The 20,712-nt window shown below is 67.3% G+C and carries 22 protein-coding genes; 15 read left to right on the top strand and 7 right to left on the bottom strand.

Annotated features, from left to right (window positions below; all coding sequences use genetic code 11):
- The first annotated feature begins 36 nt into the window (after window positions 1-36).
- The 4 genes from ACFWBU_RS15910 to ACFWBU_RS15895 all read left to right on the top strand — a co-directional run bounded on the left by ACFWBU_RS15910 (window position 37) and on the right by ACFWBU_RS15895 (window position 3,226).
- Window positions 37-252: a hypothetical protein gene (locus ACFWBU_RS15910; RefSeq protein ID WP_169619693.1), complete on the top strand. Its 216-nt coding sequence runs from the start codon at window positions 37-39 to the stop codon at window positions 250-252.
- 147 nt (window positions 253-399) lie between these two features.
- On the top strand, window positions 400-1,485 hold the full coding sequence (locus ACFWBU_RS15905) for an S-(hydroxymethyl)mycothiol dehydrogenase (protein ID WP_169651730.1): 1,086 nt from the start codon (window positions 400-402) through the stop codon (window positions 1,483-1,485).
- On the top strand, window positions 1,482-2,120 hold the full coding sequence (locus ACFWBU_RS15900) for an MBL fold metallo-hydrolase (protein WP_296549434.1): 639 nt from the start codon (window positions 1,482-1,484) through the stop codon (window positions 2,118-2,120). The genes ACFWBU_RS15905 and ACFWBU_RS15900 overlap by 4 nt, the downstream gene beginning before the upstream one ends.
- A gap of 83 nt (window positions 2,121-2,203) precedes the next feature.
- The gene (locus tag ACFWBU_RS15895) at window positions 2,204-3,226 is read left to right on the top strand and encodes a CobW family GTP-binding protein (protein WP_378528704.1); all 1,023 of its coding nucleotides are present in this window, start codon (window positions 2,204-2,206) and stop codon (window positions 3,224-3,226) included.
- Between the two features lie 13 nt (window positions 3,227-3,239).
- Here ACFWBU_RS15895 and ACFWBU_RS15890 read toward each other — a convergent pair whose 3' ends face one another.
- From ACFWBU_RS15890 to glp, 4 genes are all read right to left on the bottom strand, one after another.
- The gene (locus ACFWBU_RS15890) at window positions 3,240-4,682 is read right to left on the bottom strand and encodes a DEAD/DEAH box helicase (protein WP_296549436.1); all 1,443 of its coding nucleotides are present in this window, start codon (window positions 4,680-4,682) and stop codon (window positions 3,240-3,242) included.
- A 226-nt stretch (window positions 4,683-4,908) separates the two neighbouring features.
- Entirely contained in the window at window positions 4,909-5,394 is a 486-nt protein-coding gene (locus tag ACFWBU_RS15885; RefSeq protein ID WP_378528703.1) for a molybdenum cofactor biosynthesis protein MoaE, read from the bottom strand.
- Window positions 5,387-6,391 (bottom strand): bifunctional molybdenum cofactor biosynthesis protein MoaC/MoaB, encoded by a 1,005-nt coding sequence (gene moaCB / locus ACFWBU_RS15880; RefSeq protein ID WP_378528702.1) that lies wholly within the window; start codon window positions 6,389-6,391, stop codon window positions 5,387-5,389. Before moaCB ends, ACFWBU_RS15885 begins: the two co-directional genes overlap by 8 nt.
- Entirely contained in the window at window positions 6,388-7,581 is a 1,194-nt protein-coding gene (gene glp / locus ACFWBU_RS15875) for a gephyrin-like molybdotransferase Glp (RefSeq protein WP_169651733.1), read from the bottom strand. The genes moaCB and glp overlap by 4 nt, the downstream gene beginning before the upstream one ends.
- A 127-nt stretch (window positions 7,582-7,708) precedes the next feature.
- Here glp and moaA point away from each other — a divergent pair, with 127 nt between their 5' ends.
- Together moaA and ACFWBU_RS15865 are read left to right on the top strand one after the other, a co-directional pair.
- On the top strand, window positions 7,709-8,767 hold the full coding sequence (moaA, locus tag ACFWBU_RS15870) for a GTP 3',8-cyclase MoaA (protein ID WP_169619686.1): 1,059 nt from the start codon (window positions 7,709-7,711) through the stop codon (window positions 8,765-8,767).
- The gene (locus tag ACFWBU_RS15865) at window positions 8,760-9,038 is read left to right on the top strand and encodes a MoaD/ThiS family protein (RefSeq protein ID WP_169619685.1); all 279 of its coding nucleotides are present in this window, start codon (window positions 8,760-8,762) and stop codon (window positions 9,036-9,038) included. The genes moaA and ACFWBU_RS15865 overlap by 8 nt, the downstream gene beginning before the upstream one ends.
- A 21-nt stretch (window positions 9,039-9,059) precedes the next feature.
- On the opposite strand, the gene nadE is transcribed toward ACFWBU_RS15865, so the two are convergent.
- A complete protein-coding gene (gene nadE / locus ACFWBU_RS15860) occupies window positions 9,060-9,899 on the bottom strand; it encodes an ammonia-dependent NAD(+) synthetase (protein ID WP_378528701.1) in 840 nt (279 codons plus the stop codon).
- Between the two features lie 118 nt (window positions 9,900-10,017).
- Between nadE and ACFWBU_RS15855 the strand changes: the two genes are divergently transcribed.
- Window positions 10,018-10,566 carry a nucleosidase gene (locus ACFWBU_RS15855; RefSeq protein WP_296549438.1) on the top strand — a complete coding sequence of 183 codons (549 nt, stop codon included), beginning with the start codon at window positions 10,018-10,020 and terminating at the stop codon, window positions 10,564-10,566.
- Window positions 10,567-10,587: 21 nt separating this feature from the next.
- Here the strand turns inward: ACFWBU_RS15855 and ACFWBU_RS15850 are convergent, their stop codons facing one another.
- Both ACFWBU_RS15850 and ACFWBU_RS15845 read right to left on the bottom strand, forming a co-directional pair.
- The gene (locus tag ACFWBU_RS15850; protein WP_169619682.1) at window positions 10,588-11,013 is read right to left on the bottom strand and encodes an META domain-containing protein; all 426 of its coding nucleotides are present in this window, start codon (window positions 11,011-11,013) and stop codon (window positions 10,588-10,590) included.
- 24 nt (window positions 11,014-11,037) lie between these two features.
- Window positions 11,038-11,649 carry a TetR/AcrR family transcriptional regulator gene (locus ACFWBU_RS15845; protein ID WP_296549439.1) on the bottom strand — a complete coding sequence of 204 codons (612 nt, stop codon included), beginning with the start codon at window positions 11,647-11,649 and terminating at the stop codon, window positions 11,038-11,040.
- 90 nt (window positions 11,650-11,739) lie between these two features.
- Here ACFWBU_RS15845 and ACFWBU_RS15840 point away from each other — a divergent pair, with 90 nt between their 5' ends.
- From ACFWBU_RS15840 to nrdF, 8 genes are all read left to right on the top strand, one after another.
- A complete protein-coding gene (locus ACFWBU_RS15840; RefSeq protein WP_169619681.1) occupies window positions 11,740-12,303 on the top strand; it encodes an NAD(P)H-dependent oxidoreductase in 564 nt (187 codons plus the stop codon).
- A gap of 227 nt (window positions 12,304-12,530) precedes the next feature.
- The gene (locus tag ACFWBU_RS15835) at window positions 12,531-13,106 is read left to right on the top strand and encodes a (2Fe-2S)-binding protein (protein WP_378528700.1); all 576 of its coding nucleotides are present in this window, start codon (window positions 12,531-12,533) and stop codon (window positions 13,104-13,106) included.
- Window positions 13,103-14,104, top strand: a complete 1,002-nt coding sequence (locus tag ACFWBU_RS15830) for an FAD binding domain-containing protein (RefSeq protein WP_378528699.1) — start codon at window positions 13,103-13,105, stop codon at window positions 14,102-14,104. Before ACFWBU_RS15835 ends, ACFWBU_RS15830 begins: the two co-directional genes overlap by 4 nt.
- Window positions 14,101-16,191: a xanthine dehydrogenase family protein molybdopterin-binding subunit gene (locus tag ACFWBU_RS15825; protein WP_169619678.1), complete on the top strand. Its 2,091-nt coding sequence runs from the start codon at window positions 14,101-14,103 to the stop codon at window positions 16,189-16,191. The genes ACFWBU_RS15830 and ACFWBU_RS15825 overlap by 4 nt, the downstream gene beginning before the upstream one ends.
- Before the next feature lie 331 nt (window positions 16,192-16,522).
- Entirely contained in the window at window positions 16,523-16,753 is a 231-nt protein-coding gene (locus tag ACFWBU_RS15820) for a redoxin NrdH (RefSeq protein WP_169619677.1), read from the top strand.
- Between the two features lie 106 nt (window positions 16,754-16,859).
- Entirely contained in the window at window positions 16,860-17,312 is a 453-nt protein-coding gene (gene nrdI, locus ACFWBU_RS15815) for a class Ib ribonucleoside-diphosphate reductase assembly flavoprotein NrdI (protein WP_378528698.1), read from the top strand.
- A gap of 202 nt (window positions 17,313-17,514) precedes the next feature.
- Window positions 17,515-19,596, top strand: a complete 2,082-nt coding sequence (gene nrdE, locus ACFWBU_RS15810) for a class 1b ribonucleoside-diphosphate reductase subunit alpha (RefSeq protein ID WP_378528717.1) — start codon at window positions 17,515-17,517, stop codon at window positions 19,594-19,596.
- A 52-nt stretch (window positions 19,597-19,648) separates the two neighbouring features.
- Entirely contained in the window at window positions 19,649-20,656 is a 1,008-nt protein-coding gene (nrdF, locus tag ACFWBU_RS15805; protein ID WP_169619674.1) for a class 1b ribonucleoside-diphosphate reductase subunit beta, read from the top strand.
- The last annotated feature ends 56 nt before the right edge of the window (window positions 20,657-20,712 follow it).

Genomic DNA, 20,712 nt, shown 5'->3' with positions numbered 1-20,712 from the left:
TGTGTTACATCGAAGCCCGCGGCGGAGGAGAGACGCATGGACACATCCGACGGCTCGTCCGGGACCGAGCTCCCGGCCGCGATGGGAAAGGTGTCTCGGCGTGCCCTGTCCAAGCACGGATACACGCGGTTCGACGACCTGACCTCGGTGACGTCGAAAGAACTGCTGACCATCCACGGCGTCGGCCCGAAGGCGATCCGCATTCTGGGTGAGGAACTCGCCGGACGGGGCCTGCGCTTCCGGGACGAGTGATCCAAATCCAGCGTTCGCCCGCCGGGCTGCCCGTTCTGATCTTTCCCCCGGCCGGGCTCCTCCTCGACGACGCGTTGGGGCCTGCCGGGAGGCGATAGGGTCGATATCACCGATCGGCGCGAGCCACAGTACGAAGGAGACATCACCATGTCGCAGACAGTCCGCGGAGTTATCGCACGCGCGAAGGGAGTCCCCGTCGAGGTCGTCCCCATCGTGATACCCGATCCCGGGCCGGGCGAAGTCGTCGTCGCGATCGCTGCGTGCGGTGTGTGCCACACGGATCTGCACTACCGCGAGGGTGGAATCAACGACGAGTTCCCGTTCCTGCTCGGACACGAAGCGGCAGGTGTCGTCGAATCGGTCGGCGAAGGTGTCGAGTCGGTCGCCGTGGGCGATTTCGTGGTCCTGAACTGGCGTGCCGTGTGTGGGCAGTGCCGCGCGTGTAAGCGTGGTCAGCCCCAGTACTGCTTCTCGACGTTCAACGCCACCCAGAAGATGACCCTCGAGGACGGCACGGAACTGAGCCCTGCGCTGGGTATCGGCGCGTTCGCCGACAAGACCCTCGTGCACGCCGGCCAGTGCACCAAGGTCGATCCGAGCGCGGATCCCGCCGTGGTGGGCCTGCTCGGCTGCGGCGTGATGGCGGGCCTCGGTGCCGCCGTGAATACGGGGGGCGTGACGCGCGGCCAGTCGGTCGCGGTCATCGGATGCGGCGGCGTCGGCGACGCCGCGATCATGGGTGCCCGGCTCGCCGGCGCCGGCAAGATCATCGCCGTCGACCGCGACGACAAGAAGCTCGAGTGGGCCACCGACTTGGGAGCGACCCACACGATCAACTCCACCTCGACCGACGCGGTCGAGGCGATCAAGGAGATCACCGGGGGCTTCGGTGCCGACGTCGTGATCGACGCCGTCGGTCGCCCGGAGACTTACAAGCAGGCCTTCTACGCCCGCGACCTGGCGGGCACCGTCGTTCTGGTGGGTGTTCCGACTCCGGACATGACCCTCGAGATGCCGCTCATCGACTTCTTCTCGCACGGCGGCTCCCTCAAGAGCTCGTGGTACGGGGATTGCCTGCCCGAACGTGACTTCCCGACGTACGTCGACCTGTACCAGCAGGGACGTCTGCCCCTCGAGAAGTTCGTCACCGAACGTATCGGCATCGACGATGTCGAGAAGGCGTTCGAGACCATGCACCGCGGTGAGGTTCTCCGATCGGTGGTGGTCTTGTGAGCACCGTGTCCCCGATCCGGGTGGATCGGGTCGTCACCCGCGGGATCTTCGCCCTCGACGGCGGGGAGTGGGAAGTCGACAACAACATCTGGCTGGTCGGCAACGACGACGAGGTGGTGGTGATCGACGCCGCGCACACAGCGCAGCCGATCATCGATGCCGTCGGCGGCCGCAACGTGGTGGCGATCGTCTGCACCCACGCGCACAACGATCACATCACCGTCGCACCCGAGCTGTCGGACAAGCTCGACGCGCCGATCCTCCTCAACCCCGCAGACGACATGCTCTGGGAGATGACCCACCCGGGCGTCGCCCACGGCACAATCGAAGACGGGCAACGGATCTCGGTGGCGGGTACCGACATTCAGACGATCGCGACACCGGGTCACTCACCGGGTTCGGTCTGCCTGTACCTGCCCGAAGCCGGCGAATTGTTCACCGGCGACACGTTGTTCTCGGGCGGCCCGGGTGCGACCGGACGCTCCTTCTCGGATTTCCCGACGATCATCGGGTCGATCCGCGACAAACTGTTCGCGCTGCCCGCCGAGACCACGGTGCACACCGGGCACGGTGACGGAACCACGATCGGCACGGAGTCTCCGCACCTCGAAGAGTGGATCAAGCGGGGTAGCTGACACCCGTCGCAGGTGGTTCCGGGGCCGGACGCCGCCGGAACCACCCGCGTGGGCGGCGTAGTGCTCGCCGCTACCCTCACCGTATGGTGAAGAAGCAGATACCGGTGGTGGTGGTCGCCGGGTTCCTCGGCTCGGGAAAGACGACCCTCCTCAACCATCTCCTGCGCAACACGCGCGGCGCGCGGATCGGTGTGATCGTCAACGATTTCGGCTCGGTCAACATCGACTCGATGATGGTGGCCGGCCAGGTCGACTCGATGGTCTCGCTCAGCAACGGATGCCTGTGCTGCGCAGTCGATGTCAGCGACATGGATGCGATGCTCGACCGGCTCGCCCATCGGTCGTCGGATCTCGATGTCATCGTCGTCGAAGCCAGTGGTCTCGCCGAACCCCGGAACATGATCCGTCTCGTCGTCGGGTCGGAGAATCCGTTCGTCACCTACGGCGGCCTCGTACTCGTTGTCGACGCCGTGGAATTCGACGGGGTCCGGGCAGCACATCCCGAGATCGAACAGCACGTCGCGCTCGCAGACCTGGTGCTGCTCAACAAAACCGACCGTATCGACAGCGACGCGCACGACGACCTGCTCGGCGTAGTGTGCGGCCTCAACTCCCGCGCCGCCGTCGTCTCGACCGAGCACGCGCGGATCGATCCGGCTCTGCTGTTCGACATACCCGACCGGCCCGAACCGCAGCCGGGCGAACAACTCACCCTCGACCGGTTGCTCTACCCGGAAGACGAACACGACCACGTGCATCTGCACGACGGGTACAACGCCGTCACGTTCGAGACCCGGGACGCACTACACCCCCGCGCGCTGGTCGATTTACTCGAGAACCAGCCCGCAGGGGTGTTTCGTATCAAAGGCTATGTGCGCGTCGCCGCCGGACTACGAGTGAGCACGTACCTGGTGCACACGGTGGGCGATCACATCCGGTTCGAACCCGTCGGCCGCGGCGAGAGCGTCCCCGACTGCACAACATTGGTGGTGATCGGTGCCGATCTCGACACGGACGCTGTCCGCGAACGATTGACGGGATGCATTGCGACCGAACCGGTGTCGGGCGACGCACTGTACGCCGTCCACCGGTTCACGCCACGCTGAACCCGGCTGGGGATCAGCGCGGGGTAGCAGTCGGGCGCGTCGAACGACGACGACCGGTGGCAGCGACTCCGCCGTGTCCGGTCGAGGAACGCTGTCCGGCCGGCGCACCCTGGCGGGTGGCGGAACCGGCGCCCTGACGGGACGAGGAACCCTGACGGGACGAGGAACCCGAGCCCTGACGTGCTGCGCCGCCCTGGGACGGGGTGCGGCGGCGTCCGCCGGCGGACCCACCGGACCGCTGCGGACGCGACGTACCGGTGGCCTGAGCCTGGACCGGCTTCGGCGCGACATACGGAGCGATTTCACCGACGAGCGCGAGAACGTGCTCGGAGTTCGCCGTCGACTTGATCGGCGTGACGTTGATCGCGGCCTTCCGCATGATGACGGCGAGATCCCTGCGCTGGTCCGGAAGGACGAGCGTGACGACGTCGCCGGCGCTTCCGGCGCGCGCGGTGCGACCCGAACGGTGCAGGTATGCCTTGTGCTCGGCCGGCGGATCCACGTGGACGACGAGTTCGACGTCGTCGACGTGCACGCCGCGGGCCGCGACGTCGGTGGCCACGAGAACCCGTGCCTCACCCGACGAGAACGCTGCGAGGTTCCGGTCGCGAGCGTTCTGCGACAGGTTGCCGTGCAGATCGACCGCCGGGATTCCCGAGTCGGTGAGCTGCTTGGCCAGCTTGCGGGCCTGATGCTTGGTGCGCATGAACAGGATTCGGCGTCCGTTGCCCGAGGCAAGGGTGCGAATGAGATCCTTCTTGGCGTCGACGCCGGCCACATCGAAGATGTGGTGCGTCATCGCCGCGACGGGGGAGTTCGCCTCGTCGACCGAGTGCATCACCTGGTTGTGGAGGAAGCGCTTGACGAGCTTGTCGACTCCGTTGTCCAGGGTCGCCGAAAACAGAAGGCGCTGGCCGTTGCTCGGCGTTGCGTTCATGATGCGCGTGACGCCCGGGAGGAAGCCGAGATCGGCCATGTGGTCGGCCTCGTCGAGCACCGTGATCTCGATCGCGTCGAGCGAGACGAACTTCTGGCGCATGAGATCTTCGAGGCGTCCCGGGCAGGCGATGACGATGTCGACGCCGCGGCGCAGGGCCTCGACCTGGCGGCTCTGCGACACGCCACCGAAGATCGTGGTCACCCGAAGGCCGGACGCATGCGCGAGAGGCTCGACGACCGCTGCAATCTGCGTTGCGAGTTCGCGGGTGGGCGCAAGTACGAGGCCGCGGGGACGGCCCGCAGCGCGGGTGGAGCCACCGGCGAGACGCGCGGTGAGGGGGATCGAGAAAGCAAGGGTCTTACCGCTACCCGTACGGCCGCGGCCGAGCACGTCGCGTCCCGCGAGCGTGTCGGGGAGGGTGTCGACCTGGATCGGGAAGGGGCTGGTGATTCCGGAGTCACTCAACGTAGCGACGAGAGGACGGGGAACACCGAGATCGGAAAAAGATGTGGTCATAGAACAGCGCTGCCTTTCACTGCGGCGTGTGTGCACTCGACGGGAAGTGTTCCCGTGGTGCTGACGTGATCGCCGCAAGGAAAGCCGGTGCGTGTGCAGAGAGCTGCAGTATGCATGCGGGTCGGGCACGATCCCGATCCCGCCGGTATCCCACGACGGTGGGTGTCTTCGTGACACCCGAACCACATCACCCTACCGCACACCCGGACGGGTACGGCCCGCTCGGTTACAGGCCGACCCACTCGGTGACACCGTGGGCGAAGTGCTGGCGCTTCCAGATCGGCACTTCGTGTTTGATGCGTTCCACCAGGTCGGCGCAGGTGGAGAAGGCTTCGGCGCGATGCGGCGCGGCGACGGCGGCGACGAGGGCGAGATCGCCGATGGTGAGATGTCCCACTCGGTGGACGGCGGCCACGGGAAGTCCCGACGCCGCGGCGGCCTCCTCGCAGCAGCGGCGCAGGAAGGCTTCCGCGTCGGGATGTGCCTGGTACTCGAGCGCGGTCACGGCCTGGCCGCCGTCGTGGTTGCGCACGACACCGGTGAACACCACCACCGCTCCGTGTTCGGGGCCGGCGACCGCGGCGTCCACTACCGCAGGGTCGAGCGGCTCCGCCGAAATCCTGGCCAGCACTTGGCTCTTGCCGCCGGTCTCGTCGGTCCGTCCCGTCGTGCCGACGCCGTCTGCTGCACTTACGCGCCCCGGTTCACTCATGTGCTCCGCCTCCTGCCACTTGCGCCAGTAGATGATCGAGGATCGGTTCGAGCGCGGCGAGTCCGTCCTTCACGCCACCGGGCGAGCCCGGCAGGTTCACGACGACCGTGCGGCCCGCGAGCCCGGCGACCCCACGTGAGAGGACCGCGTGAGGGGTGACCTCGAGTCCGCGTCTGCGGATCGAGTCCGCGACCCCCGGTAGTTCGCGATCGAGCACCGCGCGGGTCGCTTCGGGGGTGGCGTCGGTCGGCGACGCGCCGGTGCCCCCGGTGGTCACGATCAACGCCGGTGCTCCTCGGAGCGCATCTGCAAGGCCGGCAGCGATCTGCGCATCGGCATACACGAGCGGGCCGCGGACGCTGAATCCGCGCTCGCCCAGCCACTTCTCGATCACCGGTCCGGTGCGATCCTCGCGAGTTCCCGCGGCGACGCCGGTGGACGCCACCACGACAACTGCCGAGCGCTCTGCCGAATCGCCACCGTCCGGCGCGGTATCGGCCTGCGGTTCGGCGCGCTGGGTGTCGGAGTCGCCGCGACGCCAGCGACCGTGCTTGCCGCCTTCCTTCGAAACGAGTCGGACCCCGTCCAGGGTCGCGGCGGGGTCGACGGCTTTGACCATGTCGTGCAACGTGAGTCCTGCGACGGCAACGGCGGTGAGTGCTTCCATCTCGACGCCGGTAGGGCCCTTCGTCTTGGCGGTCGCCTCGATGGTGATCGCGGTGTCGGTGAATCCGAACGTCACCTTCACCGACGACAATGCGAGCTGGTGGCACAAGGGAATCAGTTCCCAGGTCCGCTTCGCCGCGGCGATACCGGCGATGCGGGCGGTGGCGAGGACGTCGGCCTTGGGCATGTCGTCGGCCCGCACGAGCGCGACGACTTCCGGCGTGGTGACGAGGTGGCCGGCGGCGAGTGCTGTCCGCGTGGTGTCGGCCTTTGCGGACACGTCGACCATGCGGGCGCGGCCCTGGTCGTCGAGATGGCTCAATTCGCTCACAGTGTCAGCACTTTCACGAGGTCTCCGGCTTCGAGTGAGACGGTGTCGGCGGGGATGTCGAGAAGGACGTCGGCAGCGGCCAGACCGGCCACCTGGTGCGATCCGCGCCCGGCGGCGGGTCTCACGGTGCGACCGTCGAGGACACCGCGCAGGAACTGGCGTTTGCCCGCGATCGAGGTCAGATCGGTGGCAAGGGGAAGCATTTCGGTTACGGGCGGTGGGTATCCCGCTGCGGCTCGGAGTGCTGGGCGCGCGAACACCTCGAAGGAAACCAGTGCGCTGACGGGGTTGCCGGGAAAGGTCAGCACCGGAACGCCGTCGATCACCGCGGAACCTTGGGGGCCACCGGGCTGCATCGCGACCGAGACGAACCTGCCGCCCCTGGGCTGAAGAGTGTCTTTGACGACTTCGAAGTCGCCTTTCGACACCCCTCCCGAGGTGAACACGACATCGGCCACGCGCACGGCGTAGGAGAGCATCGTGGCGAACTCGTCGGGGTCGTCGTGGCAATGGTCGACCGAGACGACATCGGCGCCGTTGGCGGCGGCACTCGCGGCCAGGGCCGGGCCGTTGGAGTTGTAGATGCGGCCGGGGCCGAGCACCTCGCCCGCGGTGACGAGTTCGCTTCCGGTGGAGATCACCGCGACGCGCGGTCGTGCCCGGACCGGGATATCCGTCAGTCCGACTGCGGCGAGCGCAGCGATGTGGCGGGCCGCGAGCACCGTGCCCGCGGTGAGCAGGCAGTCGCCCACCCGGACATCGCTGCCGGCTTCCCGGACGTAGGTGCCCGGCGTCGTCCCGCGGCCGATCGTCACCGTGCCGGCGGCTTCGTCAGCGGTGGTGTCCTCGACGGGAACGACGGCGTCGGCCCCCTCGGGCATCGGCGCACCGGTCATGATCTTCAGTGCGTGTCCCGGTTCGAGGACTCCCGCGGTGTCCCCCGCCGCCACGACGCCCTGCACCGGCAGGGTCACCGGCGCGTCGGCCACGGTGCCGGATGCGACCGCGTAGCCGTCCATCTGCGAGTTCCGGAACGACGGAAGGTCGAGCGGGGAACTGATCGTCTCCGCGAGCGTGCGGTGCAGAGCCCGGGAAAGCGGGACGGTCGCGGTGGACCCCGCCCGCAGCACGGCGAGTAGTTCACCCACGTACTGCTCGTGTTCTTCCACGGACCGCCTGCCGCTCGTCATGCGGCCAATCCTAGGCATATCGCCGTCCGCATCCGGCCGCGTACTCGGTTAGAGCGGACTCGTCGGGTGCTTCTGTGTTCACGTTCGCGGGCAATGGGCATACTGGGCGTATGGCGATGGTGATCGGATGACGGCGGTGAACGTGGGGATTCCGTCGGTGCGTCGACGCGCAGACGACACCTCCGACCGGCCCGACGTACCGGATCTTCTCGACCGCTTCGGTCGGGTGGCCCGCGACCTGCGTGTCTCCATCACCGAGAAGTGCTCGCTGCGCTGCACCTATTGCATGCCGGAAGAGGGGCTTCCGCCCATCCCTCGTGAACAACTCCTCACGGTCGACGAGATCGTGCGCCTGGTCGGTATCGCGACCGGCAGGCTCGGCATCCGCGAGGTGCGCTTCACCGGCGGCGAACCCCTGGTACGCCGCGACCTCGAGGCGATCATCCAAGGCTGCTCCCGTGTCGCGCCCGGAATCCCGCTCGCGGTCACCACCAACGCGGTCGGTCTGGAGCATCGGGCGCACGCGCTCGCGCAGGCCGGACTCACCCGCGTCAACATCTCCCTGGACACGATCGACCGCGATCACTTCGCCCAGCTCACCCGCCGCGATCGCCTCGGGTCGGTGCTCGCCGGCATCCGCGCCGCGAAGGACGCGGGCTTTGCCCGGGTGAAGGTCAACGCCGTCCTCATGCCCGAAACCCTGCACGGCGCCGCAGACCTCCTCGGATGGTGTCTCGAGGAGCAGGTGGAGTTGCGGTTCATCGAGCAGATGCCGCTCGACGCCGACCACGAATGGGCGCGGTCGCGGATGGTGACCGCACAGGGCCTGCTCGATGCCCTCGGGGAGCGCTTCACCCTTACCGAGACCGAACGTGAGGATCCTTCGGCACCGGCCGAGCGCTGGCTCGTCGACGGGGGTCCCGCGACCGTCGGCATCATCGCCTCGGTGACCCGCTCGTTCTGCTCGGACTGCGACCGCACCAGGCTCACGGCGGAAGGTACGGTCCGGTCCTGCCTGTTCAGCGACCAGGAGACGGACCTGAGGGCTGCGCTGCGCGGCGGCGCGACCGACGACGAGCTGGTGGATCTCTGGCGGGGTGCGATGTGGAACAAGTGGGCCGGGCACGGTATCGACGCGGCGGACTTCGCGCCGCCGCAACGCAGTATGGGAGCGATCGGTGGCTGACGTGGTGAACGGAATCGAGGTCCGGTATTTCGCGGCCGCGACCGACGCGTCCGGGTGCGAGAAGGAGACCGTGGCATTGCCCGCCGGCTCCGATCTCGGTGCCCTGCGGACGGTGCTCGTGGAGCGGTACGGCCCCGCCATGGAGCGGGTTCTGTCGGTCGCGGCGTATCTCGTCGAGCCGGGAGACGGTGGCGCCGGGGAACTCACCCGCGATCTGTCCCGTCCGGCGGGTGCCCGGGTCGACGTGCTGCCCCCGTTCGCCGGCGGCTGAGCACCCTCCCGGGCGTCTGCCCTACCTCCACCAGGTGTCGGACGGTGCCACCGGCATCACGCGCTTGTGGTACGTGTCGAGGAACTTGCCTTCGAGTCGTTTCGCGAGATCATCGGTGACGTCCTTGCCCTCGAGGTAGTCGTCGATCTCGCTGTACGTCATGCCGAGTGCTTCTTCGTCGGGCAGAGCCGGACGGTCGTCCTCGAGGTCTGCGGTGGGGACCTTGCTCCAGGTGCTCTCCGGTGCCCCGAGTTCCCGGAGCAACGCCGCCCCCTGCCGCTTGGTGAGCCCGGCCAGCGGCGTGATGTCGACACCGCCGTCTCCGTACTTGGTGTAGAAACCCGTGACGGCCTCGGCGGCGTGATCGGTGCCGACCACGAGGTGTCCCAGTTCGCCGGCGATCGCGTACTGGAGCATCATGCGCTCGCGTGCCTTGATGTTTCCCCGGACGAAATCGCGAATGGTGCTTCCGTGGCCGGGGATTTCGCCCAGCGCTCGTCCCGCTTCGGCCGCGGTGGCGTCGGTTCCGGGTTTGATGTCCGCCCGCACCGTGTGGTCGGGCTGGATGAAGTCGAGCGCGATCTGTGCGTCGTGCTCGTCGGCCTGCTGCCCGTAGGGGAGGCGCACGGCGACGAATTCCGCGTCGTGCCCGCCGTGTCGAAGCTTCTCGACGGCGAGCTGAGCGAGGCGTCCGGCGAGCGTGCTGTCCTGACCGCCGCTGATGCCGAGCACCAGACCCTTCGCCGGCGTAGCGGCAAGATAGTCGGCGAGAAACTGTACTCGCGAATCGATCTCGCTCCGCGGATCGATGGAGGGCTTGACGCCGAGTTCTTCGATGATCCGATCGCGCAGGTTCGTCATTGCCGCCACATTAGCGTCACCGGAGCCGTGCTGCGAGACGACCGCGCGATACGGTGCGGGACGAGGCCACGCGCATGCACACGGCAGTGTCGTCGGCCGTCGAACACGGAGGCAGCAGGTGAACGGGATCCTCGTCGTATCCGCAACGAAGTCGGAGGCACTGCACGTTCCGGAACGGTACGACACGCTGATCACGGGCATAGGGAAGGTCACCGCGGCCGTTGCGGTGACGGCCGCGCTCGCGCGCTATCCGGAGGGCCGCAGACCGCTGGTCGTCAACATCGGAACCGCCGGCGCCCTGCGGAGTGCGCACGGCGGGCTCTATCTTCCTTCCACCGTCATCAACCACGACATCAGCAGCGAGGTGTTGCGCAGTCTCGGGCACCCGGTGGCCGACACGCTCACGTTCGAGGACGGAGACGGAACGATCCTCGCGACGGGGGATTCGTTCGTTTCCGACGCCGAGGTCCGCGATGCGCTGGCCGCCCGCGCGGACCTCGTCGACATGGAGGGCTTCGCGATCGCCTCCGCGTCGGCACACATGGGAGCGTCCTGCAGGCTCGTCAAGCACGTGAGCGATCACGCGGACGAAACGGCGATGGACTGGCCGAAGCAGATCGACAACAGCGCGCGGGTGCTCGCGGAATGGCTCGTGGACATGTACTGACGGCACCGCTGCCGTCGCGGGTCAGCGGTCGGCGGACTGCTCGACGAGAGTGACCCGGAGGTTGTCCGTCGCGAGCGTGAGCACATCTCCGTCCAGATGCCACCGCGGCCGAGCGGCGAAGAGTTTCTGCACCCACCGGTCGGCCTCGTCGAGCGGGGGCGGGCACGCCATCATCGTGGTGGCGAGGCCATCGGCTTGCACCACCCCGCCGGAGAAGTCCGCAGTGCCCATCATCCGGTTGCACCCTGCGTACGCGGCCACGCGTTCGCGAGCCGGGAAGGCGAGGGTGAACGGGCCCCCGCCCGGGATGGGAGCGCCGACGACCTCGGTGGATACGAAGTCGCGGCCCACGAGATCGGACGCCGAGGGCGCCGTTGCGCCGGTGTCGCACGCACAGAGCAGTCCGCCGAGGGTGAGGACGACGAACGCGCGGAGGGCACCGGTCATGGGGCTCACCGTACCCGGCGGGAACTACCGGTCGGCGGGACGCGCGACGCGTCGCGCGAGGTCGGACCAGGCCTGGGCGAGACGCTCGAGGGGATAACCGAGGTCGCGCCACTGATGGAGTACGAGAGACGCATCGAGCGGTGCCAGCAGGGCCTGGGCGAGGACCGGGAGGTCGCCGCCTGTTCCCGCCGCCCGTAGCAGGGTCTGCACGTGGGTGAGCGACACCGTGCGCGCCGGTGCCGAGAACCGCACGCCGCCGCCTGCGGCCTCGGCGGCCCGGAGCAGTTCACCCTGGACGTCGACGAGTGCGATGCGCGCTCGGCCGAAGGCGACGAGCCGTTCGACCGGATCCGCGCCCGGTCCGAGCGGCGGGGGACCGAAGAGAAATGCCTGCTGTAGTTCGCGCTCGCTGTGGTCGAGCAGCGCCTGCATGAGACCGGCGCGGGATCCGAAGCGCCGGAAGACCGTTCCCTTACCGACACCCGCTTTCGCTGCGACGGCGTCCATCGTGATCGCGTCGGCGCCGTGCTCGGCGACGAGCACGGACGCGGCGTCGAGCAGGCGCTTCCGGTTGCGCGCCGCGTCGCCGCGTTCTGCGGGGCCGTCGTCGACCAGCCACAGCGGGTGAGTGTTCACAAGGTCACATTCTACCGTCGCGGGAATGAAAGTGGACCGCGGTCCGTTTATGATTGCGGAATCAACCAACTCGATCGAAGGATGTACCTCATGGCTCAGACTCGAGTCCTCGCCCTCGTCGGAAGCCTCCGCTCCGCCGCTGTCACCCGCCAGCTCGCCGAGACCGCTGCCACTGTGGCCCCCGAGGGCGTCGAGGTGAGCATCCACGAAGGCCTCGCCGACGTGCCGTTCTACAACGAAGACCTCGACGGCGAGACCGTGCCCGCCGCTGCTGTCGCCCTCCGTGAGGCTGTCGCCGGCGTCGACGCGGTCCTGTTCCTGACCCCGGAATACAACGGATCGACCTCGGGCGTCCTCAAGAATGCGATCGACTGGCTCTCGCGCCCCTACGGCGCCGGTGCGCTGTCGGGCAAGCCGGTGGCCGTCGTCAGCGCGTCGCCGAGCGGCAACGCCGCGAAGTGGGCACTCGAGGACACTGTCAAGGCTGTCGGGATCGCCGGCGGCACGGTCGCCGAAGGGGCTTCCCTCTCGGTCGGCGGCACCTTCGGAAAGTTCGGCGACGCACACGCCAAGGAGCATGCCGAGACGGCCACCGAGATCGCCGGCGTCGTCGACGCGCTCGTGAATGCCACCAAGGAACTCGTCGAGGCCTGACGGACCCGAGGTCCGACAGACGTTCGCGTCGCCGCCCGCCGTCCACCCGGGTGCGACGCGACGACCGGCCCCGGTCCCGCATCAGCGGGACCGGGGCTGTTGCGTCTCCGGTAGCTGCCGAGACCGGATCCGAAAGACCCCGGCATCGAGAGACCTCCGACGGCGGGATTGGAGTCGCGGCGGACGGGGAATGCCCGGACGACAGCCCACCGTTGGGAGGACGACCCATGGCATCCGAGACCGCCGACGCGGGCACGGCTCCGCCCGGCCTGCACGAACACTCCGTCACCTTCAGGGTCGACGGCACCGAACGACACTGCACCGTCGATGCCGGCACCACCGTGCTCGACGCCCTCCGCGACCGCCTCGGCGTCACCTCGCCCAAGAAGGGATGTGACCTCGGCCAGTGTGGCTCGTGCACCGTCCTTCTCGACGGACGGCGCAGGGTCACGTGCCTTGCGCTCGCCGTCGCACACGACGGTGCCGAGATCGTCACCGCGGCGGGCTTGGCCGCCGACGGACCGCACCCCCTGCAAGAGCGCTTCCTCGAGCGGGACGCCTTCCAGTGCGGGTACTGCACGCCCGGGCAGATCTGCTCGGCGATCGGCATGCTCGACGAATACGCCCAGGGCGACCCGAGCCATGTCACGGAAAAACTCGGCGTCACGCCCGACCTCGACGACGACGAGATCCGGGAGCGCATGAGCGGCAACCTGTGCCGTTGTGCCGCCTACCCCAACATCGTCGACGCGATCAGGGATGTCGCAGAGCAGGATGTCGCAGGGAAGGGGGCGACCGAATGAGGCCCCTTCGCTACGAACGACCGGCCGACGCCGCGACGGCGGTCGCGACCGTGCACGACAACCCGGACGCGGTGTTCCTCGCATCCGGCACCAATCTCGTCGACCACCTCAAGATCGGCGTGGCGACTCCGGGAATGCTGGTCGACATCTCGCACCTGCCGCTCGACTCGGTGGAGAGCGCCGCGGACGGAGGGCTCCGGATCGGCGCGAACGTGCGCAACAGCACGCTTGCCGTGCACCCCGACGTGCGCCGCAACTATCCGATGCTCACGCGTGCACTCCTGTCGGGAGCGTCTCCGCAACTGCGGAATGCAGCTACCACCGGCGGGAACCTCCTGCAGCGCACCCGGTGCGTGTACTTCCGCGACGTATCCACACCGTGCAACAAGCGTGAACCGGGCAGCGGGTGCTCGGCACTGGGCGGATACACCCGCTACCACGCGGTGCTCGGCGCCTCGGAGGACTGCGTTGCGACACACCCGTCGGATATGGCGGTGGCCATGCTCGCCCTCGATGCGGAGGTTCTCGTTCTGGGCCCGGACGGGGAGCGCACCGTTCCGCTCGAAGAGTTCTATCGTCTGCCGGGCGACCGGCCCGACCTCGATACCACCCTCGACCGCGACGAACTCGTTGTCGGCGTGCATCTTCCGCCGCCGCAGACCACCGTGGCGACGTATCGCAAGGTCCGCGACCGCGCGTCCTACGCGTTCGCCCTGGTCTCGGTCGCTGCCGAACTGACCGTCTCGGGCGGCACGATCACCGGGTGCCGTATCGCCTTCGGCGGGGTCGCGCACCGGCCGTGGCGCGCACACCGCACCGAAGCTGCTCTTCTCGGAGAGCGCCCGGGGGAGGACCTGTTCGCGCGGGCGGCCGATGCGGAACTGGTCGATGCCCGGGCCCTCGACGGCAACGCGTTCAAGATCCCCCTGCTGCGCCGCACGGTCGCCGCCGTGCTCCGCGACCTCGCCGGACTCCACGACGAAGGGGTATCCGCATGACACACAGCGCCACCCGTGCCGTCGGCACATCCACCACCCGGGTCGACGGGCCGCAGAAGGTCGCCGGGACCGCGCCCTACTCCTACGAGCACCCCGTACCCGATCCGGCCTATCTGGTGCCGCTGGTGTCGACGATCGCGCGGGGGACGGTGGACCGCATCGACACCGCTGCCGCCGAGGCGGTCCCCGGTGTCATCACGGTGCTCACCCCGTGGAACGCTCCCCGCCTCACCGACGAGGCCGAGGGTGAATACGTCGTGCTGCAGAACCCCGACGTGCTTTTCCGGGGTCAGCTCATCGGTGCGGTCGTGGCCGAGAGTCCGGAAGCCGCGCGGTACGCGTGCGAGCTGCTGTCGGTGGAGTACACGAGCACCGATCACGACGCCCGCTTCCGGCCCGACCACCCCGACGCCTACAAGCCGGAGACGGCCAACGGGGGATATCCGCCCGACTCCGAGCGGGGTGACGCGGACGGGGCGATCGCCGCTGCCGACGTGGTGATCGACGAGTGGTACTCCACCCCCGAAGAGCACAACAACCCGCTCGAACCTCATACGGTCGTCGCGCTCTGGGACGGGGAAACCCTCACCCTCTATACCTCCACGCAGCATCCGCACGGGGTCGTCTCGGCACTCGCACCGGCCCTCGGCCTCGACTCCTCGACCATGCGGGTGGTCTGCCCGTACATCGGGGGCGGCTTCGGGTCGAAGGGCGGACCCCACGCGCACGACGTGCTCGGTGCGCTCGCCGCCAAGGCGGTGCCCGGCCGCGCGGTGAAGTTCGCCGTCTCCCGGCACGACATGTTCGGGTATGTCGGGTACCGCTCGCCGACGGCCTCGCGCGTCCGGCTCGCAGCCCGCAGCGACGGCCGGCTCACCGGCATCGTGCACGAGGCCTACGTCCAGAGTTCCCATGTCACCGAGTTCGTCGAACAGGCCGCCGTGCCGCTGCGGAATCTGTACGACGCGGCGAACGTGCGCACGTCCCATCGGGCGATCCCCCTCGATGTGCCGGCACCGTTCTGGATGCGGGCGCCCGGTGAAGCACCCGGCATGTTCGCCGGCGAGGTGGCGATGGACGAACTCGCGGTGGCATGCGGGATCGACCCCGTCGAACTGCGCATTCGCAACGAACCGGAGTCCGACCCCGAGACCGGGAAACCCTGGTCGTCGCGCCGGCTCGTCGAATGCCTCCGCGAAGGCGCGGAGCGATTCGGCTGGGATCCGTCCGATCGGTCGCCGGGAACACGCAGCGACGGGCGGTGGCTCACCGGCACCGGCGTCGCGGTCGCGACCTACCCCCACATGGTCAAGCCCGGTTCGACAGCCTCGATCGGGTACCGCGGAAACGGACGGTTCCAGGTCCGGATCGGGGCGGCGGACCTCGGCACGGGTGCGTGGACCGCGCTGACCCTCATCGCGGCGGACGCGCTGGATGTGGCCGCGGAACAGATCGATCTCGAACTCGGCGACAGCGCGCTGCCCTTCGGGACCGTCGCGGGCGGTTCCTCGGGCACGTCGTCGTGGGGCAACGCCATCGTGGCGGCGGCCGGAACGTTCCGGACCCGATTCGGGGACTCTCCGGAGCCGGGAGACGAGGCGTCCGCGACAGCGGGCGAGAACGCCGACCTCGAGAGCTACACCGCCGCCTCGTTCGGCGCGCACTTCGTCGAAGTCCGAGTCGATCGCGACACCGGCGAGATCCGGGTGCCGCGCATGTTCGGCATGTTCTCGGTCGGACGCGTCGTCAATCCGCGCACCGCCCGTTCGCAGTTCATCGGCGGCATGTCGTTCGGTATCTCCATGGCACTGTTCGAGGAGAGCATTCGCGACCCGCGGTTCGGGCACGTGCTCAACCACGATCTCGCGGAATACCACGTACCGACGCACTCGGACATCCGCAACGTGGACGCCGCATGGCTCGACGAAGACGACTTCCACGCCACGGCCGTGGGATCACGAGGCATCGGAGAGATCGGCATCGTCGGCAGCGCGGCAGCGGTCGTGAACGCGCTGTGGCATGCGACCGGGGTGCGGGTGCGGAGCCTGCCCGCCCGGCTCGACGACCTGCTGCCCGCACTGCCGTAACGGGCGCGCCACCGGCACCCCGCGAGGGTGTCGGTGGGTGGCGTCACACTGTGCTCGGGGCCATGGTCGGCGCGCCCCGCCGCGACACGCCGTACGGGCCCCTGAACGTGCATGTCGGCGAGGTGCGACCTGGGAATATCACACCTGTAACTCACAAGATCCTGGGTTCTGTGTATCTGTCGGACACAAGGTGTAGTGTCTAGACCGCTGGATGGCCCAAGGGTCGCCGGTCTCTCGGGGAAGTGAGATCGGGCGGATTCGGTGGGCATTCGAGCACCGCGCAGCAGTCAGTCGTCAGGCCGTCACGGCCATCGTGAACTAAGGGGCACCCATGAACATCACCGTCTACACAAAGCCTGCCTGCGTCCAGTGCAATGCCACCTACCGTGCCCTCGACAAGGCCGGCATCGAGTACGACGTCGTCGACATCACCGAGAACCCGGAAGCCCGCGATTACGTGATGGCGCTGGGCTACCTCCAGGCTCCCGTCGTCGTCGCCGGTGACGATCACTGGGCCGGCTTCCGTCCCGATCGCATCAAGGCGCTCACGGTCGCAGCCTGAGTGTTCGTGTCGTCCGCTTCCGCGGACCGGTCGCAGTCCGCTGCGGCAGTAGTTCTTTGCCCGACCGAGCCGGTCTTCGCAATCGATTGAAGAGTGGTGAACACCGATGACCTCGCAGGGTCCGTCCCCGGGTACGTCGCTGGTGTACTTCTCGAGTACATCGGAGAACACCCACCGGTTCGTGCAGAAGCTCGGGATCCCGGCGACGCGGATCCCGCTGCACGACCGTGAGGGCACCTTCGAAGTGCACGAGCCGTACGTGTTGGTGGTGCCCACCTACGGCGGCGGGACCACCGCCACCGGGCGCGACACGCACTACGTCCCCAAGCAGGTCGTCCGATTCCTCAACAACGAGCACAACCGGGGTCTGATCCGGGGTGTGATCGCGGCAGGGAACACCAACTTCGGGGAGTCGTACTGTTTCGCGGGCGACATCGTGGCGAGCAAGTGCCGGGTCCCTTACCTGTATCGATTCGAGCTGATGGGCACCGCCGACGATGTCGAGCGTGTCCGTGCCGGGCTCGCCCACTTCTGGGAGTCGGAGCTGCAAACCGCATAGGCCGCACCGCCGCGCCCCGAAATTCATGGGGCACATCGTCATTCGTATCCATTTCGACGCGCGTCGCACACGTGACAGCGCGGCCACGTTCCTTTATTCGATAGGTGGGGACAGCACTGTGACCATTACCGATCCCGATCCCGTCAAGAGCCCGAAGCTGGACGAGTCGCTCAAGGGCCTCGACTACCACGCGCTCAACGCCATGCTGAACCTGTACGGCCCCAACGGTGAGATCCAGTTCGACAAGGATGTCGCCGCTGCGCGCCAGTACTTCCTGCAGCACGTCAACCAGAACACCGTGTTCTTCCACAACCTCGACGAGAAGCTGGATTACCTCATCGAGGAGAACTACTACGAGCCCGAGGTGCTCGACAAGTACTCCCGCTCGTTCGTCAAGACGCTGTTCCAGCATGCTTACGCGCAGAAGTTCCGTTTCCCCACGTTCCTCGGGGCGTTCAAGTACTACACGTCGTACACCCTCAAGACGTTCGACGGGAAGCGCTACCTCGAGCGGTTCGAAGATCGCGTGTGCATGGTCGCACTGACTCTCGCCGACGGCGACGAGATCCTTGCGACGCACCTGGTGGACGAGATCATCTCCGGCCGCTTCCAGCCCGCCACGCCGACCTTCCTGAACTCCGGTAAGAAGCAGCGCGGCGAGCCGGTCTCGTGCTTCCTGCTCCGCATCGAGGACAACATGGAGTCGATCGGACGCGCGATCAACTCCGCCCTGCAGCTGTCCAAGCGCGGAGGTGGTGTTGCCCTGCTGCTGACCAACATTCGCGAGCACGGCGCGCCGATCAAGAAGATCGAGAACCAGTCCTCCGGCGTCATCCCCATCATGAAGCTGCTCGAGGATTCCTTCTCGTACGCCAACCAGCTCGGTGCGCGGCAGGGTGCGGGCGCGGTCTATCTGCACGCCCACCACCCCGACATCTATCGGTTCCTCGACACCAAGCGTGAGAACGCCGACGAGAAGATCCGGATCAAGACGCTCTCGCTGGGGGTCGTGATTCCGGACATCACGTTCGAGCTGGCGAAGAAGAACGACGACATGTACCTGTTCTCGCCGTACGACGTCGAGCGCATCTACGGCAAGCCGTTCGCCGACATCGACGTCACCGAGAAGTACTACGAGATGGTCGACGACAAGCGCATCCGCAAGTCGAAGATCAAGGCGCGTGAGTTCTTCCAGACGGTCGCCGAATTGCAGTTCGAGTCCGGCTACCCGTACATCATGTTCGAGGACACGGTGAACCGCGCGAACCCGATCGCGGGCAAGATCACCCATTCGAACCTGTGCTCGGAGATCCTGCAGGTGTCCACGCCCTCGACGTACAACGACGACCTGTCCTACAGCCACGTCGGCAAGGACATCTCGTGCAACCTCGGTTCGCTCAACATCGCGAAGACGATGGACTCGCCCGACTTCGCGCAGACCATCGAGGTCGCCATCCGGGGCCTGACCGCCGTGTCCGACCAGACGCACATCAATTCGGTTCCGTCGATCGAGCAGGGCAACAACGATTCCCATGCCATCGGCCTCGGTCAGATGAACCTGCATGGCTACCTCGCGCGCGAGCGGATCTACTACGGCTCCGACGAGGGCATCGACTTCACGAACATCTACTTCTACACGGTGCTGTTCCACGCGCTGCGTGCGTCGAACAAGCTCGCCATCGAGCGGGGCTCGCACTTCAAGGGATTCCCGGAGTCGAAGTACGCGTCGGGCGAGTTCTTCGACAAGTACACCGACCGGACCTGGGAGCCGGCGACGGAGCGGGTGCGGCAGTTGTTCGCCGAGTCGGGCGTGGAGATTCCCACGCAGGACGACTGGCGTGAGCTGAAGGCGTCGGTGCAGCAGCACGGCATCTACAACCAGAACCTCCAGGCCGTCCCGCCGACGGGTTCGATCTCGTACATCAACAACTCCACCAGTTCGATCCACCCGGTGGCGTCGAAGATCGAGATCCGCAAGGAAGGCAAGATCGGCCGCGTCTACTACCCGGCTCCCTACCTGACCAACGACAACCTGGAGTACTTCCAGGATGCCTACGAAATCGGGTACGAGAAGATCGTCGACACCTACGCCGCGGCGACCCAGCACGTCGATCAGGGCCTGTCGCTCACCTTGTTCTTCAAGGACACGGCATCCACCCGCGACGTGAACCGGGCGCAGATCTACGCGTGGCGCAAGGGCATCAAGACGCTGTACTACATCCGCCTGCGGCAGATGGCGCTCGAGGGCACCGAGGTCGAGGGTTGCGTCTCCTGCATGCTGTGATCCGACGTCCACGACACCCGTTGCACACGAACACCGATCAGGTAGGTAACCGATGACCTCAGCACCGCACGCGCACTCGCCGGCGGACGGCCTGCGCGTCAAGCTCATCGATCGCGTCTCCGCGATCAACTGGAACCGCGTTCCCGACGAGAAGGACGCCGAGGTGTGGGATCGCCTCACCGGCAACTTCTGGCTTCCGGAGAAGGTGCCGGTGTCCAACGACATCCCGTCGTGGGGAACGCTCAACGCATACGAGCAGCAGCTCACGATGCGGGTCTTCACGGGACTGACCCTGCTCGACACCATCCAGGGCACGGTGGGCGCTGTCTCGCTGATTCCCGACGCGGTCACTCCCCACGAGGAAGCTGTCCTCACGAACATCGCGTTCATGGAGTCGGTACACGCGAAGTCGTACTCGAACATCTTCTCGACCCTGTGCTCGACGCGTGAGATCGACGACGCGTTCCGGTGGTCGGAGGACAACGTGAACCTTCAGCGCAAGGCGCAGATCGTCCTGGACTACTACAAGGGCGACAACCCGCTCAAGCGCAAGGCCGCCTCGACGCTGCTCGAGTCGTTCCTCTTCTACTCGGGCTTCTACCTGCCGATGTACTGGTCGTCGCGGGCGAAGCTGACCAACACGGCCGACATGATCCGCCTGATCATCCGTGACGAGGCCGTACACGGCTACTACATCGGCTACAAGTACCAGAAGGGCCTCGAGAAGATCACTCAGGCCGAGCGCGACGACCTCAAGGATTGGGTCTTCGAGCTGCTCTTCGAGCTCTACGACAACGAAACCCAGTACACCGCAGACCTGTACGACGAGGCAGGCCTGACCGAGGACGTCAAGAAGTTCCTCCGGTACAACGCCAACAAGGCGCTGATGAACCTCGGGTACGAGGCGCTGTTCCCGAAGGACGAGACCGACGTGAACCCGGCTATCCTGTCGGCGCTCTCGCCGAATGCCGACGAGAACCACGACTTCTTCTCGGGTTCGGGTAGCTCCTACGTCATCGGCAAGGCTGTCGTCACCGAGGACGACGACTGGGACTTCTGACCGGATCCCTCACAGTCGGTCCCGGCGGCCGGGTGCCACGCACACAGTGCGGCGGC

This window comes from Rhodococcus sp. NPDC060084 (assembly GCF_042730335.1).
Taxonomy (GTDB): Bacteria; Actinomycetota; Actinomycetes; order Mycobacteriales; family Mycobacteriaceae; genus Rhodococcus.
The sequence above is the reverse complement of the archived record's forward strand: the minus strand, read 5'-3'. Positions and strand labels throughout refer to the sequence as shown.

Excerpts from the sequence above, each read along its gene's own strand:
- ACFWBU_RS15910 (WP_169619693.1), top strand. The coding sequence starts at position 37 with ATGGACACATCCGACGGCTCGTCCGGGACCGAGCTCCCGGCCGCGATG.
- ACFWBU_RS15850 (WP_169619682.1), bottom strand. The coding sequence starts at position 11,013 with ATGACCGGTGCCCTCCGCGCGTTCGTCGTCCTCACCCTCGGCGGACTG.
- ACFWBU_RS15905 (WP_169651730.1), top strand. The coding sequence starts at position 400 with ATGTCGCAGACAGTCCGCGGAGTTATCGCACGCGCGAAGGGAGTCCCC.
- nrdF (WP_169619674.1), top strand. The coding sequence starts at position 19,649 with ATGACCTCAGCACCGCACGCGCACTCGCCGGCGGACGGCCTGCGCGTC.
- ACFWBU_RS15820 (WP_169619677.1), top strand. The coding sequence starts at position 16,523 with ATGAACATCACCGTCTACACAAAGCCTGCCTGCGTCCAGTGCAATGCC.
- ACFWBU_RS15895 (WP_378528704.1), top strand. The coding sequence starts at position 2,204 with ATGGTGAAGAAGCAGATACCGGTGGTGGTGGTCGCCGGGTTCCTCGGC.
- ACFWBU_RS15835 (WP_378528700.1), top strand. The coding sequence starts at position 12,531 with ATGGCATCCGAGACCGCCGACGCGGGCACGGCTCCGCCCGGCCTGCAC.
- glp (WP_169651733.1), bottom strand. The coding sequence starts at position 7,581 with ATGACGAGCGGCAGGCGGTCCGTGGAAGAACACGAGCAGTACGTGGGT.
- ACFWBU_RS15840 (WP_169619681.1), top strand. The coding sequence starts at position 11,740 with ATGGCTCAGACTCGAGTCCTCGCCCTCGTCGGAAGCCTCCGCTCCGCC.
- ACFWBU_RS15890 (WP_296549436.1), bottom strand. The coding sequence starts at position 4,682 with ATGACCACATCTTTTTCCGATCTCGGTGTTCCCCGTCCTCTCGTCGCT.
- moaA (WP_169619686.1), top strand. The coding sequence starts at position 7,709 with ATGACGGCGGTGAACGTGGGGATTCCGTCGGTGCGTCGACGCGCAGAC.
- ACFWBU_RS15825 (WP_169619678.1), top strand. The coding sequence starts at position 14,101 with ATGACACACAGCGCCACCCGTGCCGTCGGCACATCCACCACCCGGGTC.
- nrdI (WP_378528698.1), top strand. The coding sequence starts at position 16,860 with ATGACCTCGCAGGGTCCGTCCCCGGGTACGTCGCTGGTGTACTTCTCG.
- nadE (WP_378528701.1), bottom strand. The coding sequence starts at position 9,899 with ATGACGAACCTGCGCGATCGGATCATCGAAGAACTCGGCGTCAAGCCC.
- ACFWBU_RS15830 (WP_378528699.1), top strand. The coding sequence starts at position 13,103 with ATGAGGCCCCTTCGCTACGAACGACCGGCCGACGCCGCGACGGCGGTC.
- nrdE (WP_378528717.1), top strand. The coding sequence starts at position 17,515 with ATGCTGAACCTGTACGGCCCCAACGGTGAGATCCAGTTCGACAAGGAT.
- ACFWBU_RS15885 (WP_378528703.1), bottom strand. The coding sequence starts at position 5,394 with ATGAGTGAACCGGGGCGCGTAAGTGCAGCAGACGGCGTCGGCACGACG.